We start from the raw sequence: 16730 nt of genomic DNA on the forward strand, positions 1-16730 counted from the left end.
CCCTTACCTGAGTAATTTCCTTAGCTAGCCGAGCAGTTTTCCCCTTACCTGAGTAATTTCCTTGGCTACCCGAGCGGCTTTCTCTTCATCTGTGTAGTTTGCCGCGGAATTTTTCTTCTTGCCTGTGCAGTTCCCCTTAGACACTTTCCCTTCCCTATTCTTATTTATCTAACTTTTCATTAAAAAATGGAGCTATGACTTTCTTTTCTGTTGAAGATAGCACAATATTAGTTGAAGGCGTTCCATAAGGCATTGCCTCATCGATAAACCGCTCCAATGTTTCCACTGAATATGTAGCAAGCTTCACAATATAACTAATCTCCCCAGCAACCCGATAACACTCCAAAACATCTGGGTGGTTATTGCAGAAATCCGAAAGACTTTTACAATCAATCGATTTAAATAAAATAATGGCTTGAATCGTGCGTTTCATTTTTTTTAAATTAACTTTTGCTTTATACCCCTCAATCATTCCCTGCTCTTCCAACTTTTTAACACGCTCAATAACAGCTGGAGAGGATAGATGAACGGATGCCGCTAATTCCTTCATCGAAATTTTGGCATTTCGCTGTAATTGCAATAAAATATCTGTATCTATTTGATCCATTGGTATCCACCTTTTTTTATTAATTTGATTTAAGAAAATTCCTTATATTATAAACTGGATTCTCATAATTACATTATACAACTTCTGTTATTGTGAAACCTCGTCCTCTAAAATAAACATATAAAGGAGGCATAATCAGCATGAAAAAAGTTTTATTATTATTAGCAAATGGGTTTGAGGCTGTTGAAGCGAGCGTTTTTACCGATGTACTAGGCTGGAATAAATGGGAAGGTGATGGATCCACAGAGGTAGTGACTGTCGGTTTACATCCACAACTGCAATGTACATGGAATTTTAACGTAGTCCCAGAAAAATTGCTTCATGAAGTTTCATTAGAGGAATTTGATGCTCTTGCCATCCCCGGAGGCTTTGAGGAAGCGGGTTTTTATACAGATGCCTTCAGTCAAGAATTTCAAGAAGTTGTCCATTACTTTGATGAACATAAAAAACCAATTGCCACGGTTTGTGTGGCATCTCTTATTTTAGGCCATAGTGGCATCCTACAAAATCGAAGAGCTACCACCTATAATCATTCAACAAGTAAACGTATAGCACAGCTCCAATCCTATGGTGCAGACATTGTCAACGAGCGAATTGTCCAAAATGAACATATTATTACTTCATCCAATCCAGGTACTGCATTCGAGGTTGCTTTCTCCTTACTTGAAAAGCTGACATCAATTGATAACACAAGGAAAGTAAAGGATCTAATGGGTTTTAAATAATAGTAAGTCACCAAGAATCACCGTTGAAAAATTTACGGTGATTCTCTTTTCATCTCTACCTATAGGGATTTGGAAATAATTCATAATAGCCCTCATAATAAGTTTTGCCTTTAATGGAACACAATTTAAAGTAAAATAGTAGCGCTTTTTTTATTCCTAGTACAATTCAAGAAAGTTTACTTGAAGAGAGTATGATGTGGTGGAACGTCTGCTTGCCAAAAATCCATTGGTTGTAATGCCGTATTATTTAAATTTTATTTGTTAAGAGGATATATAATTTATTAAGATTGAGGAAAGGGGATTCATATAAGTGGATTTGTATTGATTTACACATCGGGGCAAAATCACCCTTCTAAACAACGTAGCCACCTAGCACCGATTAAGTCGATACTAAGTGGCTACATATTTTCTATCATTCATGATAGGGAATAATCCACTATCATCGGTTTTACAGTTTCACTGTTTCCAATTTTATTTATTAATTGAAGAAACTAGCTCTACTTCCTTCGCTGATAATTCTGATAAATCCTTTGCATTTTTCAGCACGTCTTGTGGGATAGTAATTGTAGACAGTGTATTAAATGCATCGTATTTGATGGCTGATTTTTGGTCAACTTTTATTTTTACATCTGCCATATTCATTGCTAAAGTCATATCAATTTCAATATTTTTCATATCAAATGTCTTTTTATCAATCGTTAATTGATATTTTATATTGTCAAATGACATATTATTCAATGAAGCTAAAATTTCCTCTGTCCCTACCTGTACTTCCGCTGTATCTTTTGTTGCTGTTTCACCTGCTTGTACTTCTGCTGTATCTTTTGTTGCTGTTGCCGCTCCTGTTTCCAACATTGGTAATAGAGATGAAATTTGGTCTTTAATTAGTTTTGTAAACTTTTCACCATCCGCATTTAATGTCAAAACATAGGCATTATCTGTTTCTTTTAATGTGAAGTCTTTCGCAAATTCTTTTAGCATTTCAAGCTGGTCAGCTGCACTTGCTTGCACGCCCGCTTGTTCAAGTATTGCATCATACATATCAGTTGGGAACTTAAGCCAAGCGCCTTGTGTTGCCTCATACATATACATTCCATCTTTAGCTGTCATGTACATTTTTATTGGCATTTCCATTTTTTCGCCGCTTTCAGGCTCTGTCATAGCAACTGTTCCCTCTACGAAAAATTGCATTGGATCAACCACTACATCCATTGACATTTTGCTAGATGTGTTTGTTTTGATTGTTTCCTTTCCATCATTCACTTGTATTGCCTGTGTCATCGTCATGCTAGCTTTCATGCTCTTCACATCTTGTTGTTTAGCTAGTGCCTTATTAAATACTTCTTCTAATGTTAAGGCGCTTGGCTGTGGTGTTGATGGTGTTGATGGTGTTGATGTTGCTGCCAATGTATTGACAATTAAAGTAGCTAATTGACCACGTGTTACTTTTTCATTGACACCGTATTCTGTAGCAGAAACCCCAGTTGAAATTCCTGCCTCATATAGTGCTGTCACAGCATTAGCATAGGGGCTACCCTCTGGAACATCCACAAACGGACTTTTACCTTTTGCATCTAAGTCTAATGCTCGTGCAATCATCACAGCTATTTGTCCACGAGTCACAGTTTCGGAAGGACGGAATGTATGATCATCATACCCCTTAACCACACCAGTTGCTGTTAATTTCTTAATAGCATTGTAATATTCGTTTGATTTGTTAAGATCTTTAAAGTTTTGTTTTTCTACAGAAGCTGTATCCGCTGTCGCAAGTCCAAAAGCATTGACAAGTATTTTGGCAACTTGACCACGTGTTACAGCTTGTGAAGGTTTAAATGTACCATCACTATAACCATGTAAAACACCTGCTGTATAAAGTGAAGAAATTCCTTCAAAATGTGGGTGGTCTTCGCTTACATCTGAAAAAGGGCTTGCCGCTGATGCAGGTACCGCTGCTACCGCTGTTACTGCTAATGCAACTGCAGTTGTTGTATACAATTTTCTTTTCTTATTTTTCATCTTATGATCTCCTCTACTAATTCCGTTATGTATGTATAACATTATTAATTATAAACAAATTTATGATAGATTGCTATATGTTGGAGCAATTTGAATAATTAATATTTATAGTTGTAGATAATTTGTAAACTTTTAAGCCTTTGGAAATACAAAAAAACCGACCTCCAAGGAGATCGGTTTTTAAAAATGATTACTCAGCAGCTTTTGCGCGTAGAACCATTTGTAGGATACCACCGTGACGGTAGTAATCTACTTCTACTTCTGAATCGAAACGAGCTAAAGCTTGGAAAGTTTTAACTGTGCCGTCTTCAGATTTAGCAGTTACTGTTAAGATTTCACGTGGTTTTACATTGTCAGTAATGTTAACAGAGATTTCTTCTTTACCAGTTAAGCCTAGTGTATCAGCAGATTCACCTGACATGAATTGAAGTGGAAGAACACCCATCATTACTAAGTTAGAACGGTGGATACGCTCGTAAGATTGTGCGATAACAGTTTTCACGCCAAGTAGGAATGTACCTTTCGCAGCCCAGTCACGAGAAGAACCCATACCGTAGTCGTTACCAGCAAGTACGACTAAGCCAGTACCTTGCTCTTGGTATTTCATACATGCGTCATAGATGTATTCTACTTCGCCTGTTGGCCAGTAAGTAGTGAATCCACCCTCTGTACCAGGAGCAACTTGGTTACGGATACGGATGTTTGCAAATGTACCACGCATCATTACTTCGTGGTTACCACGACGAGAACCGTAAGAGTTGAAGTCACGGATTGCAACACCGTTTTCAATTAAATATTTACCTGCAGGTGTATCTTTACCGATTGCACCGGCTGGAGAAATATGGTCAGTTGTGATTGAGTCACCGAACTTCGCCATAATGCGTAAGCCGTCTAAGCCTTTAATAGCTTCTGGCTCTTTTGCAAGACCTTGGAAGAATGGTGGGTTTTGGATGTAAGTTGATTTGTCATCAAATGTGTATAGAGACTCAGTTGATGTTTCAATTGCATTCCATTTTTCATTCGCTGTGAATACAGTTTCGTATTCTTTTTGGAATAATTCACGGTTAACAACAGTACCTAATACTGCGTTAACTTCTTCAGTTGATGGCCAGATATCAGCGAAGAATACATCGTTACCATCTTTGTCTTTACCGAATGAATCTTTTTGTAGATCGATATCCACTGTACCAGCAAGTGCATAAGCAACAACAAGTGGTGGAGAAGCTAAGTAGTTAGCTTTTACAAGTGGGTGTACACGACCTTCAAAGTTACGGTTACCAGAAAGAACTGAAGTTACGAATAAGTCATTTGCTTTAATTGCATCTTCGATTTCAGGTAATAATGGACCTGAGTTACCGATACATGTTGTACAACCGTAACCTACAGTGTTGAAACCGATTTGGTCAAGGTATGTTTGTAAACCTGAATCTTCAAGGTAACCAGTTACAACTTTAGAACCTGGTGCTAAAGAAGTTTTTACCCATTTAGGCACTGTTAGACCTTTTTCTACAGCTTTTTTCGCTACTAAGCCCGCAGCAATTAATACGTATGGGTTAGATGTATTTGTACAAGAAGTGATAGCAGCAATTGCAACAGCACCTGTTGGAATTTCTACATCGCCTTCAGCGAATTTAGCTACAGAAGTTTTTGCGAATTCATCTTCTGTTAAACCGAAACCTTGTGTACCTTGTGGTGCCACTACTGCTTCTTTATAACGAGAACGCATTTGAGATAGTGGAATTAAGTCTTGTGGACGTTTTGGACCAGAAAGGTTTGGTTCGATTTCAGCTAAGTTTACTTCTAATACGTCAGTGTAAACTGGCTCTAATGTTGGATCGAAGAACATATGGTTTGCTTTTAAGTAAGCTTCTACAACCGCAATGTGCTCTTCGTCACGACCAGTTAAACGCATGTAGTTTAATGATTCTTCGTCAATTGCGAAGTAACCACATGTAGCACCATATTCAGGAGCCATGTTAGAGATTGTCGCACGGTCAGCTAGTGGTAATTTAGATACGCCAGGTCCGAAGAACTCAACGAATTTACCAACTACGCCACGTTGACGTAATACTTGTGTTACTTTTAATGCTAAGTCAGTAGCAGTTGTTCCGTTTGGAAGATCGCCAACTAATTTAACACCGATAACTTCTGGAATTGGGAAGTATGAAGGTTGACCAAGCATACCTGCTTCAGCTTCGATACCACCTACACCCCATCCAAGAACACCGATACCGTTGATCATTGTTGTATGAGAGTCAGTACCTACTACTGAATCTGGGAATGTTTCGAATGTGCCATCAGCATTTTCGTTAACGTGTACAACTGGAGCTAAGTACTCTAAGTTTACTTGGTGAACGATACCTGTTGCTGGTGGTACAGCACGGAAGTTATTGTAAGCAGTTTGAGCCCATTTTAAGAAGTTATAACGCTCAGCGTTACGTTCGAATTCAAGGTCCATGTTTGCTTGTAATGCAGTTGCATTACCATATTTGTCAACTTGTACAGAGTGGTCAATTACAAGGTCAACTGGAATAGCAGGGTTGATTTTGCTTGGGTCTCCACCCATTTCTTTCATTGCAGAACGAAGAGATGCAAGGTCAACAACTACTGGTACACCAGTAAAGTCTTGTAATACTACGCGAGAAGGTTTGAATGGTACTTCAGCTTCTGGATCAGCGCCGTTACCCCATTTTGCTAATTCGTTTACGTGCTCTTCTTTGATTACATACGCATCATATTGACGTAAAACAGATTCTAATAATACTTTAATTGAGTAAGGAAGGTTTGAAACTTTTGCAACGCCAGCTTTTTCAATCGCAGCTAAGTCATAGTAATTGTAAGTTTTACCATTTACTTCGAATGATGCGCGGCTGTTGTGTAAATTACCTTGTGCCATTTGCGGATCCCCCTAAATATCTTTTTGAAAAGGCCTGTGTAAAGCAACTTTTCTCCAATACCCATGATAACGTATTTATATTCATAAGTAAATTACATTAATATTATCTTTTTTGATAAGTAATCCTTATGACCTTGGTTTCTAACCTGATGTTTCTAATTTTAGAGATATGCATAAGATGAAGGGTTTGCAGGAAGGACATTTTTTATACCTTTCTAACTAAATGTATCTAAATGTATTTAATTGAGGTACAACTTGAGGTACGAATTGAGGTACACCTTACTTTTTTAAAAAGTGTACCTCAATAATAAATAGACAAAAAATTTTTCATCCAGACAGTTTTTAATAGTAAAAATATAACAAAAAAACTGATTTACAACAACTTATAATTTTTGTAAAACCAATATCATATTTTTTACGTTTTTATATGCGTATTTAACCATTGCTGCATCAATATTTATCATTCTTACTCATAGACTGTGGATAGTGAAGCTATTCAATCTAATGAAGAGCAAATGAATAAAGCTTTAGATGTAATCACACAAAAAAGCCTAGGCTCTAAATTAATTGAGTTCCTGGGCTTTGGCTTTACTCTTATTTGTCTAAAGAATATTTTTCAATTGCCTCTTCTGCTGTAGTAGAAGGATTTTCAAATATTATATATCGACTGTAAACCTCTTTTAAATTTAAAGATTCACTTAAATCGTCAACTAATTCAAAAACATCTAATATCTTAACAAATTCTACTTTGTTGATTCCACCATCAGCATTTTCATATGTCTCTGGCTCAAAATGTTTTTTTACGATGCTACATACCTCTTCTGAGTTTCTTCCTTTAATTAAGAAAATTCTCTCTTCAAATATCTTAGCAGGATTTATTGTAGATGTCGCTGTCGATTCAAATAACAATTTAACTGAGAATAGATTATACAAAAAACCACCTCTTTTTATATAATATATAATCTTAATGAGAAATACAGAATTTATTTTTTAAAAAGGCCATCTGTCAGTAGTTTTTTTGCCTTCTTAGCAGCATTACCAGCTTTTTCAATTTCATTAAGAGTTTTATCTAAATATTCGATAGGAAATCCTATTTCAGATTTTTTTAACTTTAGGATTTATAATATAAGTAAATTATGGAATTTAAATTATATTTACCAAGCAAAGTGGTAAACGAAAAATGAATTACTGGAGGGAATTATCATGTTAATTAGAAGTGCAAAAGATAAAGATTGTAACATATTAAGCGATTTAGCCTATAAATCAAAAGCCTACTGGGGATATACAGAAGATTTTCTAAAACAATGTAAAGATGATTTGACTGTAACTAAAGAGTACATACGAGAAATCCAGTTTATTTAATGGAGAGTGATAACAATATAGTAGCATTTTATAGCTTTACTATTAATGAGCGGAAATTAGATGCATTATTCATAGATCCTAATTATATCGGTAAAGGATTAGGAAGAACGATATGGGATCATTTATTAAATAAAGCAAAGGAGTTAGGAATAAACGAATTTACGCTTGATAGTGAACCTAATGCAGAAGGTTTTTATTTAAAAATGGGAGCAAAGAACATTGGCTCTACTCCATCTTCAATGTTCCCTGACCGCCATCTTCCTTTAATGAAAGTTAAAGTGTTTTAACATGCATTAATAAGTAAGACCAAGAAGGCCATTTGAATTGCACTCCGTCAACTAAGTGGAAATAATAAAAACTGTATTAAGCGGCTTGAACCCTGAATTCTATAGGGCTCAAGCCGTTCAATCGTTTTTTATAGCGACGTACCCAAACCTTTATTTGCGAATGATTTGGTATGCATGTTTTTGGTTAATAATATATAACCTAACATGAACCCCATTTATTTTAAATTCTTCACTGTATTTCCTATTAGCTTGGAGGGGTCCCCCTCTCAACTACAACTAAATCAAAAAACAAAAAGAAATTAAAGAATTTACATGACTGGAGTAAGAACGTGGCTGGGACAAAATAATTCGTTTTAGCCACTTTCAACGTGCAATCTATTTTTTAGTTGTTTCCCCAAAAAATCTGTATTTATGTTTGGTTATGTATCAAATGCTTATCTTCTGATTTTGAGTCACCTAATTTTGCAACATAATCTATAAGGAAATGAAAAACAATTAGGGGTAAAATTGAACCTAAACCAATATATATTCCCGAAAAAAGTATTCCAACGATTGTTGTTTTTAACACTCCTAGTAACCCTTGATAGGTATGTGCAAGTCCAAACAATAGCGAAGAAAAGAATATAATTAACCAAATTGAAAAATTAGGAAATATATAAGATAAAGCAAAAATTAAAAAACCTCTATATATAATCTCTTCTGTGAATCCTGCTGTTAATGAAACATAATTCCAGAGTTTTTTCTCTTTCCTGGTAACAGGGATTATATCAGAGAAACTTACTGTATTTAATTGTTCTTCTTTCGCTTGTATGAATTTGGTTCTAAATTTATCACTTAAATGATAGGCAATGAAATAATATAAAATACTTAATAAATATAGCATGGCAATAACAAATATTGAATAAGTTATTACATTTCCTAATGTTTTTGTATCGATATTTGGATAAGCAAGTCCAATATCTTTAAAATCTAAATCTGTAAAAAACACTAATAATATTATTGAAATAGTAGGAATCCAAAGCCCTATTATAAGTTTTATATAATAATTTAATCTTGTATTCGGGTTTTCTCTCACAGCAAATTTAAATTTTTGATAACCGAAATATCCTATAAATGGTTCGTATATTAAAGTAAAAATAATTATTAACCATAGACCAAAAATCACAAATTTTCGCCACCTTTTTATATTATTTGACTATTTAATTTAAATTTTTGGTGCAAAAAATTTATTTAAAATATGAAAATAAAATTATTTAAATCTAAGTGGTTAAGCAATCGTGCCCTTTCGTGTAGGAACAAACAGTAGTTCATTAAGAAGATGTTTGAAGTAAGGATAACCGATTGGAATCAGTATATTAACCTAAATGATGTCTCATCCAAACATTCGGTTCAATGTAAACACCTTTATTCGCCGCCTTATCTACTTCCAATGGCACTAATCCCTCATTTAAAATATAGCTTCCTGAAGTGGGGAACTTCATACCACACCACTTTTCCCACATTTCAATTGATGCTGGAATTACCATTGATCTTTCTGCCACCTTTATTATCGAGGCACCCGTCTTATAATGTGTTCTAATCCAAGGATCAAAAGGGAAACCATCATCCCTTATCCAACTAATATATTCTTCCATAGGAACAAGTGGGAACTTGTATTTTAAGGATGGCCGAACAGGAGCTACCATATTTTTAATTCTATTTGTAATAGCCAAGCCTTTCATTTCTTTTACCATTAACTCACTGAGACCTTTACCTCTAAATTTAGGATGAATGACAATGGCTAAGGCTGACAGTGAATTAGGAGATATATTATCTTGGTAATCTAATATTCCTTTTTCAAAGACTCCATCCCATCCTGTTGGTAAGTTGTCTTCATTACCGTCCCAATCAAAAGGTATTGAATTACCACAAGCCATAGGTGTTAATTCTTCATTCAATAGAATATATTGAAATTCAGGAAACCATGAATATAAATTACCCCAATATTTTGCTCCTATTGGATCCTCTTTCATAAACTTTGCCCATCCTATATGATGTAGCTTGTCAAATTCGTCTTCTAAATCCGGACATTCTTTTAACGTTACTATGGTGTGTTTCTTATCCATCATTTATTTCCTTTCTTCATATTTACTTAATTCGGTTTAATATTTTCCTTACAAAATATCTCAAAAATTTTCTTATTTTTTAATCTTGTAAGATATAAAATCAACATCAGTTTTGTTAGTTACTTATTGACGTTTTGCAGTCCGTACTTCGGCATCATCGACAATTCTTATTAATTCCTTACTGCCTTCTGTTGTAAAATCAACATCTATTGATAGTCCTCTTATGAAGAAACTTTTCTCTGTTTTAGCGTACAGTTCGAGTTTCATTGAACCAGGAAACTTGATAAAGAGTCTGTTATTTTCTAAAAAAACATGAATGATTAAATCTGGATGCTCTGTTAGTGCATAATTACCAACAAGACTTTTTAAAATGTCTAACGAAATAACTTGAGCACGTTCTAAAGAAGGTTTTTCCTCGGCAAGTTCATAAGGCTCATCGAAAGCAGCTTGTTCAATTGCAAGTAATATATGTTGGTCAAAATCGAAATCTTGTTCTTTATTTCTTAGTACAATAACGACAATATCATGATTGATGAAGCGTCTAAGGCTTGTAACATAACCTGGCCAACCGCCACTATGCCAAATTATTTGACCTTTTTCCTTATCATCCTCCAAGATCCAACCAAAACCATATTTAAATGGTGTTTCAGTTTCTGTCACCGCTGGTTTATAAGCCTCTTGTAGTAATTTATCATTGATTAAATTCCCTGAGCTTAGAGCACGCTCATAAAGATAGAGATCCCTAACAGTTGATTGAATGCCACCATCACCAAGCATTCCATCTAAATAAGTAACCATTTTTGACTCCTCAAAATCATCTGCCAATATATACTTACCTGCGAACACATCATAGACATAACCGTATGCATAATCATCAATCTTAATATTCTCTTTTCTAACGCCAATGGCTTGAGTGCAAGTCATATTAAGTGGTTTAAAAATGTTTTCTTGTAAAAAAGCAGAAAAACCCATGTTAGTTACACGTTCCACGATAATTGCAAGTAAAATATAGCCAGTATTACTATATTCAACACGCTCATTCGGTGCAAATAGACGGTCAGGTTTGTATTTGGTTAAATACATGAGTAAATCATCATTGTCAGCGATTTTCGTTTTGTCCCAATACTTTTCAAATAGATCTAAATAATCAGGGAGTCCACTCGTGTGATGAAGTAAATGTCGAATCGTAATGCCTTCATAAGGAAGATTAGGTATCCATTTTTGGACTGCATCATCAAGATTTAGCTTACCTTCCTGAACGAGTAATAAAATTGCGGTTGCTGTAATTGGCTTGGAAACAGATGCAAGGTTGAAAACAGATCGTGATGTTAATGGACGATATGTTGACAGCTCAGCATCACCGAAAGCTCCTTCGTATAAAATCTCGCCTTTTTTAGCGACAAGAACTGTACCATTTAACAATTCTCTTTCCTTAATATCATTGAATAATCTTTCTAAGTTAACCTTTGTGTTGGTCAAGATTAGTCTCCTCCCAATTTTGGTTTGTACATTTTTTTTCTACAATCTTACTTAGCTTTGTAAGAATTTTTTTAAGTTCTTCCATTTCACTCAATTCCATTTCTGAGTAAAAACGATTAACAATTTCACGGTTTATTTTTTCTTCCTTTTCATAATATCGAAAGCCTTTATCCGCTAATTGTACAAGTATTTCCCTTCTATTCTTAGGATTTATCATCCTCATTAAGTAATTCTCATTTTCTAGCTTCGTCACAATTTGGCCAACAGCACTTGATGTTATTTTCATTAGTTGAGCAATTTCTCCAATAGAAATCGTTTTAAATTTTTTAACAATATCCATTAGAATCATTTGATTATTAGAAAAATCGTCATCAAGTAAGGATTGATATTCCTTAATGATGATTTTATTCATTTCATAATGCATCTCGTTAATTTCGGTAACGAGTTCAAATAATTTATCTCCATCATTATTTTTCATGTATTCACACCCTCTAATATTAAAATCAACTTCATAATAAATTTAAATTAATTATAAACACAACTTTAATATAAAGCAAGATTAATTAATGAAACAAGAAATTAATCTCAATCGACTTACCAACTATAACCATTTATAATCCTTTTTTATCTTCCTCCTAAACTCCCTTCTAAATTTAGGATAAGCATTCACACGTTCTAGCATTCTAGCTTTAGAATAAAGATGGATGAAAAAATTCCCTTCAATCTTTTATCTGCAAATGCAAAAACTCCATTTTTGAAAAGATTGTTCAAAATGGAGTTAATCATTCTAGATTTTTTTAAATGAGCCTTATTAAACCAAAGCATCCGTTAGCCATCCATAGCGCAAAATCAACGCTACGCCACTGAAAATGAAAGATTTTTACGTTCTTTCATGGAAGTTTAAGTACAATCCTTCACAAGATAAGCAGTAATTTACATAAATTTCTGATAAAAAAATCCTCTCAAAGAATAAATAAAGAGCGATAACTTATTATAAAGTCCCCTATAAGATAGACACTTAAAAAAATCTCTCTTGCGGGTACTTTTATTTATGATGAACATAACAACATCAAGGACAAAAAATACTCAAGGATATTTAAAAGCTTTAGTGAAAAAGGGATAACATACACAGATGAAATTAAGGCAATAGCGATTGCGGAATATGAAAAAGGAAAATGCTCACATAAAATCTTTGAAGATGTAGGCTGCGATATCGACCAAGTAGGGATTCATCGAGCAAAATCAGCTTTAACACGATGGGTGCGCCTATGAGGAAAAAGGTGTGACAAGGCTTGAAGCAAATATCATTCGGAACGACCACTTGAACGCAATTACCGTTGGATTATTCGTGCGAAATTAAAAACTGATTTCTAATTATTTTATTCCCCATATTACACCATTCATTTTTTACTTTTTATATTTTATGAAGAAGAAAAATCCAGATAAAAATAATGCAACAGTAATTTTTATTAAAAGACTTAAATTGGTTTGCATATTAAGAATAAGTAACAACATTAGAAAGAAAAAAACGGATGCCCAAAATACTCTATCTTTTATTAATTTGTTTATACTATTCATTAAAAATCACCCCAATATTAGTATCTCATATATGTAATATACATATAAATTTATAAAAAATTTTTAATTTTCAGTTTTTTCTCACACTGTTAGTACATATTTGAGGCTCTCCCAAAAGAGATTTTTAACCAAAAATAAAAAAAGTGAAAGACAGAAATGTTGATTTATAAACGTTTCTGTCTTTTCAATTTCATTTGATATTTATCCTATTTTTCAAACAATCCCATATAATAAATGCCGTAAAATATTCCAAATCTAAATAGTTCCTCTTTTAAAGTCCCTCCCAAAGAAATCTACCGAACCCTTGCAAGATTTTAGCTTTTTTGATCCTTTTAAAGCTTCTAATACAATACATGCCACCAAGAGTTCATCTCTTTACTTATGATAGTTAAATTGTATGTAAAAATTAAGATTTTTTAAATCTAATTATTTAACAAGTCAATCTTTTTCTTCAATAACCTTCCTTCCCTTCACATGTTTTAAATGCTCTTGTCTTTACTTTCTAATGCTTGCATTATACTGAAAATATCATTCATATGGTTGCCTTTTACATCACCATTTTCCTTTATTTCGGTTAGAAAGTTTTCTTCAGCATCCATGCTATATAACAGTCTTTTTTAACATGATATTCCGCACGCTTCTTCCTACACTCCATACAAAATCCCCTGTCCAAATTTTTTTCGGTTTATATTTATTCCTTCTAAACTGAATTGATATAATATTTTAATGAACTATTTAAAGGAACATCTATCCATTGAAAAGAGGTATTTTTATGAAAAAAAGTTTTGTCCATCATTTATGCATCCAAACTAATACATACACCGAATCATTAAAATTCTATACGGACGTACTAGGTTTTAAAGTAGTACAAGAATCACCCGATTTTCATGGACGAAACTTTAATACATGGATACAGTTAGGCGATTTTTATATTGAATTGCAAACCGGAAAACAAAATGAAATACTTAGTGACGTAAACACAAATTCTCAGGGTCTAGTTCATTTTTGCTTATGGGTAGAAGATTTAAAATCAGAGGTATCTCGACTACATGAATTAGGTACCGAATTCTTACTAAAGAACAATGAGTTCATTTACCATGTTGAGAATGGTAGCTTATGCAAAATAAAAGCACCTGAAGGAACAATTGTAGAGCTTCGTAACAATAAAGGTATTTAAATACCTACAGTTCCCTAACGATTATAAATCCTTATTTAAAATCATTTTGTTTCTATAAAAACCCATCTAATTTCTCAAAAACTGCAAAACTAGCACCCCCTTTAAGCACCCTATAGTTTGGACATTTATTCATGTATTGAAGCCCCAAGCATTTAATTTCAGCTTTATTCCCTCCTGCCTGTTCCAAACAGGCAGGAGGACATTTGGGTAAGGTCATCTAGATGCACCACCTAAACTTGTAGAAGGAAGAAAAGTAGTCTGACACTATCCAAATAGAATATTGGATTTCAATATCAACTTAGCTAGACAATAGAATGCTAAGTAAATCCTCTCATGTATTATCATTTCTTTTACAAATACCTCATGTTGAATTTACTTCTAATGGGCCACGATGAGCTACAAACATTTTCATGGAAATTCTTCCTGAATATAACCTTTCTAACATACTTAAGTCTATTGCTTTACCTGATATATCGCTAAACTTTTCTGTTTGATTTCCAAATCCAATTTTTAAGAAAAGGGTATTTAGTATTGATGCTCATAATTTTTATTTCAGAGGTGAAGTTCCATTAAAAACTTAAAGAAGTTGCATAAATTCTAAATTGCAGTTATTATTACGTTATACGTTATATCGCTAAACGTAATAAATGTTTTAAGGGAGGTATTGTAATGAAAAAGGATAGATTCTCCGAGCCCTCATTGTTTATTTTGATTAGCCTGGCAGAAAAAGATTGTCATGGTTATGCGATTATGGAGGACATTGAAAAAAATTATAGTATTAAGTTAGGCGCTGGGACTTTATATGGGGCAATTACTCGTTTAGAGAAAGCAGGATATATTCAAGTCCTTGAATCAGAAGATCGTAAAAAACCTTATAGGCTTACAGATGAAGGACGTGAATATTTAAGCAATCAAATCAAAGAAATCCAAGCAGTAACTGCACTCGGAGCAAAAAGGCTTGGCTTAATATGAAGTGGTTGATTTATTTGTATCCAAAAAATTGGAGAAAACGATATGGCGATGAAATAATTGATTTATTAGAACAAGAGGATTGGTCATTCTTTATTATTATCGATTTACTAAGAGGAATTGTTGATGCATGGAAAATCGAAATAAATGAACGACAAGTTTTTGGCATTCGTATGAGTAATATGTTATTGCTTATCAGTTTGATGAATATATTTATTATTCTACAATACAGATCATCACAGGGGGTTATTTTATTGGAACAAATTACTTTAATTATTGCAATGGCATCATTTTTCTTAGCAGTTTCTATTTTCATTGTAAATCTTTTTAAAGAAGGTTTTCAAAAAGCTTTTTCAATCAGAACTAGATTATCGAAAATGGGTCTCGGATTTATGGGCTTGTATGGACTGAGTTTTATAACATTTTTAGTGTTAGCAAATTAATTCAAATAGGTTTAATAAAATGATCAAGGCAATTGATGTCTTGGTCTACTAGTATCTTAACAAGTACAAGAATCCAACTGTTTGCACTCTTCACCTAATTTGCCTCTCATATGTTTGAGTACCTTAGCTGATTAGATTTACTGTAACGTTGACGAATCTACTGCCCTTATTATGATACAATTTACATAATTACACAACGGGGTGATTTCATGGAAAATGATAAATTAGTTTGTAAATTATGTGGAAGTAATACTTTTACACAAGGTGAATTAGGTGGACCTTATGCAAATGTAAGACCAGTGGACTCAATTTCAATTTTTTCGAGCTCCCCACTTATATTATCTATTTGTACTAATTGTGGAGAAGTAGCTTCAATGAAAGTAAAGAAACTTGATAAATTCAAATAGTCTCTTAATGTTTTTATAGGGTCGCTTCTAGCAGAGCGCCCCTATAACAGTTTCTTTCCACAAAAGACATTTTAATATTTGATAGAAAGTATTTTTGCTATAAATAGAGAAAAGTAGATAATGGAGAAAGTCATAAATATATTCAAATTATCATATCTCTATCAGTTATATTTCTATTATTATTGTTTTTATTCACATATTTTATTGATGCCTAGTCCTTACATCCTCTAACTATCTTTAATCATCGCTTTGATTACCCTTTTATTTTATGAATAGATGCCTAATATCATTTCAAGCCCTAGAATAATACCTCCTGTCAAACTCCCTTTTTTTAAATAATTCCATCAAACACCAACTGTATAAAATTGACATCTCACACCAATAGGTTTTTCTACTACAGCAATACATCTTGATATAAAAGCACACCTTTATTTATAGATTTTTTTAAATATTTCTACTAATTAAACCTAATATTTCTTTTATTTTTTGAAATATGATGAATAAGTCTAGAGAGTGTAACAGTTTACTACATACTATAAAAATGTAATCTGCAGATTATCAATCTTTAGTTTGGAGGAGGTGAAAATTACATGCCATTAACTACTGGTCCAATTGAAAATACAGGAAATCTACCAGCTAATGCCACTAGTGTTCGTGTCAAAGTTCTCAATCTCACTGG

At 33.5% G+C, this 16730-nt stretch carries 13 protein-coding genes and 2 pseudogenes; 7 read left to right on the forward strand and 8 right to left on the reverse strand.

Features of this window, described 5'->3' with window-relative positions:
* Positions 1-160: 160 nt before the first annotated feature.
* On the reverse strand, positions 161-607 hold the full coding sequence (locus B2R82_RS11305) for an Lrp/AsnC family transcriptional regulator (RefSeq protein WP_286924953.1): 447 nt from the start codon (positions 605-607) through the stop codon (positions 161-163).
* Between the two features lie 140 nt (positions 608-747).
* Here B2R82_RS11305 and B2R82_RS11310 point away from each other — a divergent pair, with 140 nt between their 5' ends.
* Positions 748-1332 (forward strand): DJ-1/PfpI family protein, encoded by a 585-nt coding sequence (locus B2R82_RS11310; RefSeq protein ID WP_286924954.1) that lies wholly within the window; start codon positions 748-750, stop codon positions 1330-1332.
* A gap of 471 nt (positions 1333-1803) precedes the next feature.
* On the opposite strand, the gene B2R82_RS11315 is transcribed toward B2R82_RS11310, so the two are convergent.
* The 3 genes from B2R82_RS11315 to B2R82_RS11325 form a co-directional block, all read right to left on the reverse strand.
* Positions 1804-3348 (reverse strand): S-layer homology domain-containing protein, encoded by a 1545-nt coding sequence (locus tag B2R82_RS11315; RefSeq protein ID WP_286924955.1) that lies wholly within the window; start codon positions 3346-3348, stop codon positions 1804-1806.
* Positions 3349-3538: 190 nt separating this feature from the next.
* Positions 3539-6244, reverse strand: coding sequence for an aconitate hydratase AcnA (gene acnA / locus B2R82_RS11320; RefSeq protein ID WP_286924956.1), 2706 nt, complete (start codon positions 6242-6244; stop codon positions 3539-3541).
* 594 nt (positions 6245-6838) lie between these two features.
* Complete coding sequence (locus B2R82_RS11325) at positions 6839-7153, reverse strand: DUF4288 domain-containing protein (RefSeq protein ID WP_286924957.1); 315 nt, start codon at positions 7151-7153, stop codon at positions 6839-6841.
* Positions 7154-7447: 294 nt separating this feature from the next.
* Between B2R82_RS11325 and B2R82_RS11330 the strand changes: the two are divergent.
* Positions 7448-7893: pseudogene (locus tag B2R82_RS11330) on the forward strand (GNAT family N-acetyltransferase).
* Between the two features lie 409 nt (positions 7894-8302).
* On the opposite strand, the gene B2R82_RS11335 reads toward B2R82_RS11330, so the two are convergent.
* The 4 genes from B2R82_RS11335 to B2R82_RS11350 all read right to left on the reverse strand — a co-directional run bounded on the left by B2R82_RS11335 (position 8303) and on the right by B2R82_RS11350 (position 11955).
* Positions 8303-9058 carry a CPBP family intramembrane glutamic endopeptidase gene (locus tag B2R82_RS11335; RefSeq protein ID WP_286924958.1) on the reverse strand — a complete coding sequence of 252 codons (756 nt, stop codon included), beginning with the start codon at positions 9056-9058 and terminating at the stop codon, positions 8303-8305.
* Positions 9059-9248: 190 nt separating this feature from the next.
* Positions 9249-9998 carry a GNAT family N-acetyltransferase gene (locus B2R82_RS11340; protein ID WP_286924959.1) on the reverse strand — a complete coding sequence of 250 codons (750 nt, stop codon included), beginning with the start codon at positions 9996-9998 and terminating at the stop codon, positions 9249-9251.
* 123 nt (positions 9999-10121) lie between these two features.
* Positions 10122-11477 carry a serine hydrolase domain-containing protein gene (locus B2R82_RS11345; RefSeq protein ID WP_286924960.1) on the reverse strand — a complete coding sequence of 452 codons (1356 nt, stop codon included), beginning with the start codon at positions 11475-11477 and terminating at the stop codon, positions 10122-10124.
* A complete protein-coding gene (locus B2R82_RS11350; RefSeq protein WP_286924961.1) occupies positions 11458-11955 on the reverse strand; it encodes a MarR family winged helix-turn-helix transcriptional regulator in 498 nt (165 codons plus the stop codon). Before B2R82_RS11350 ends, B2R82_RS11345 begins: the two co-directional genes overlap by 20 nt.
* Positions 11956-13827: 1872 nt before the next feature.
* Here B2R82_RS11350 and B2R82_RS11355 point away from each other — a divergent pair.
* From B2R82_RS11355 to B2R82_RS11375, 5 genes and pseudogenes are all read left to right on the forward strand, one after another.
* The gene (locus B2R82_RS11355) at positions 13828-14232 is read left to right on the forward strand and encodes a VOC family protein (RefSeq protein WP_286924962.1); all 405 of its coding nucleotides are present in this window, start codon (positions 13828-13830) and stop codon (positions 14230-14232) included.
* Positions 14233-14901: 669 nt separating this feature from the next.
* Positions 14902-15204: a PadR family transcriptional regulator gene (locus B2R82_RS11360; RefSeq protein ID WP_286924963.1), complete on the forward strand. Its 303-nt coding sequence runs from the start codon at positions 14902-14904 to the stop codon at positions 15202-15204.
* Entirely contained in the window at positions 15201-15644 is a 444-nt protein-coding gene (locus B2R82_RS11365) for a hypothetical protein (RefSeq protein ID WP_286924964.1), read from the forward strand. The genes B2R82_RS11360 and B2R82_RS11365 overlap by 4 nt, the downstream gene beginning before the upstream one ends.
* A 209-nt stretch (positions 15645-15853) precedes the next feature.
* A complete protein-coding gene (locus B2R82_RS11370) occupies positions 15854-16051 on the forward strand; it encodes a hypothetical protein (RefSeq protein ID WP_286924965.1) in 198 nt (65 codons plus the stop codon).
* A gap of 590 nt (positions 16052-16641) precedes the next feature.
* Positions 16642-16730: pseudogene (locus B2R82_RS11375) on the forward strand (ATPase); the annotation flags it as partial.

Origin of the sequence: Lysinibacillus sp. UBA6686 (assembly GCF_002455205.1) — a bacterium.
Taxonomy (GTDB): Bacteria; Bacillota; Bacilli; order Bacillales_A; family Planococcaceae; genus Lysinibacillus; species Lysinibacillus pakistanensis.

Bases quoted from the DNA above. Each gene is read 5' to 3' on its own strand.
- B2R82_RS11340 (WP_286924959.1), bottom strand. From the start codon at position 9,998: ATGGATAAGAAACACACCATAGTAACGTTAAAAGAATGTCCGGATTTA.
- acnA (WP_286924956.1), bottom strand. From the start codon at position 6,244: ATGGCACAAGGTAATTTACACAACAGCCGCGCATCATTCGAAGTAAAT.
- B2R82_RS11360 (WP_286924963.1), top strand. From the start codon at position 14,902: ATGAAAAAGGATAGATTCTCCGAGCCCTCATTGTTTATTTTGATTAGC.
- B2R82_RS11350 (WP_286924961.1), bottom strand. From the start codon at position 11,955: ATGAAAAATAATGATGGAGATAAATTATTTGAACTCGTTACCGAAATT.
- B2R82_RS11310 (WP_286924954.1), top strand. From the start codon at position 748: ATGAAAAAAGTTTTATTATTATTAGCAAATGGGTTTGAGGCTGTTGAA.
- B2R82_RS11315 (WP_286924955.1), bottom strand. From the start codon at position 3,348: ATGAAAAATAAGAAAAGAAAATTGTATACAACAACTGCAGTTGCATTA.
- B2R82_RS11305 (WP_286924953.1), bottom strand. From the start codon at position 607: ATGGATCAAATAGATACAGATATTTTATTGCAATTACAGCGAAATGCC.
- B2R82_RS11355 (WP_286924962.1), top strand. From the start codon at position 13,828: ATGAAAAAAAGTTTTGTCCATCATTTATGCATCCAAACTAATACATAC.
- B2R82_RS11370 (WP_286924965.1), top strand. From the start codon at position 15,854: ATGGAAAATGATAAATTAGTTTGTAAATTATGTGGAAGTAATACTTTT.
- B2R82_RS11365 (WP_286924964.1), top strand. From the start codon at position 15,201: ATGAAGTGGTTGATTTATTTGTATCCAAAAAATTGGAGAAAACGATAT.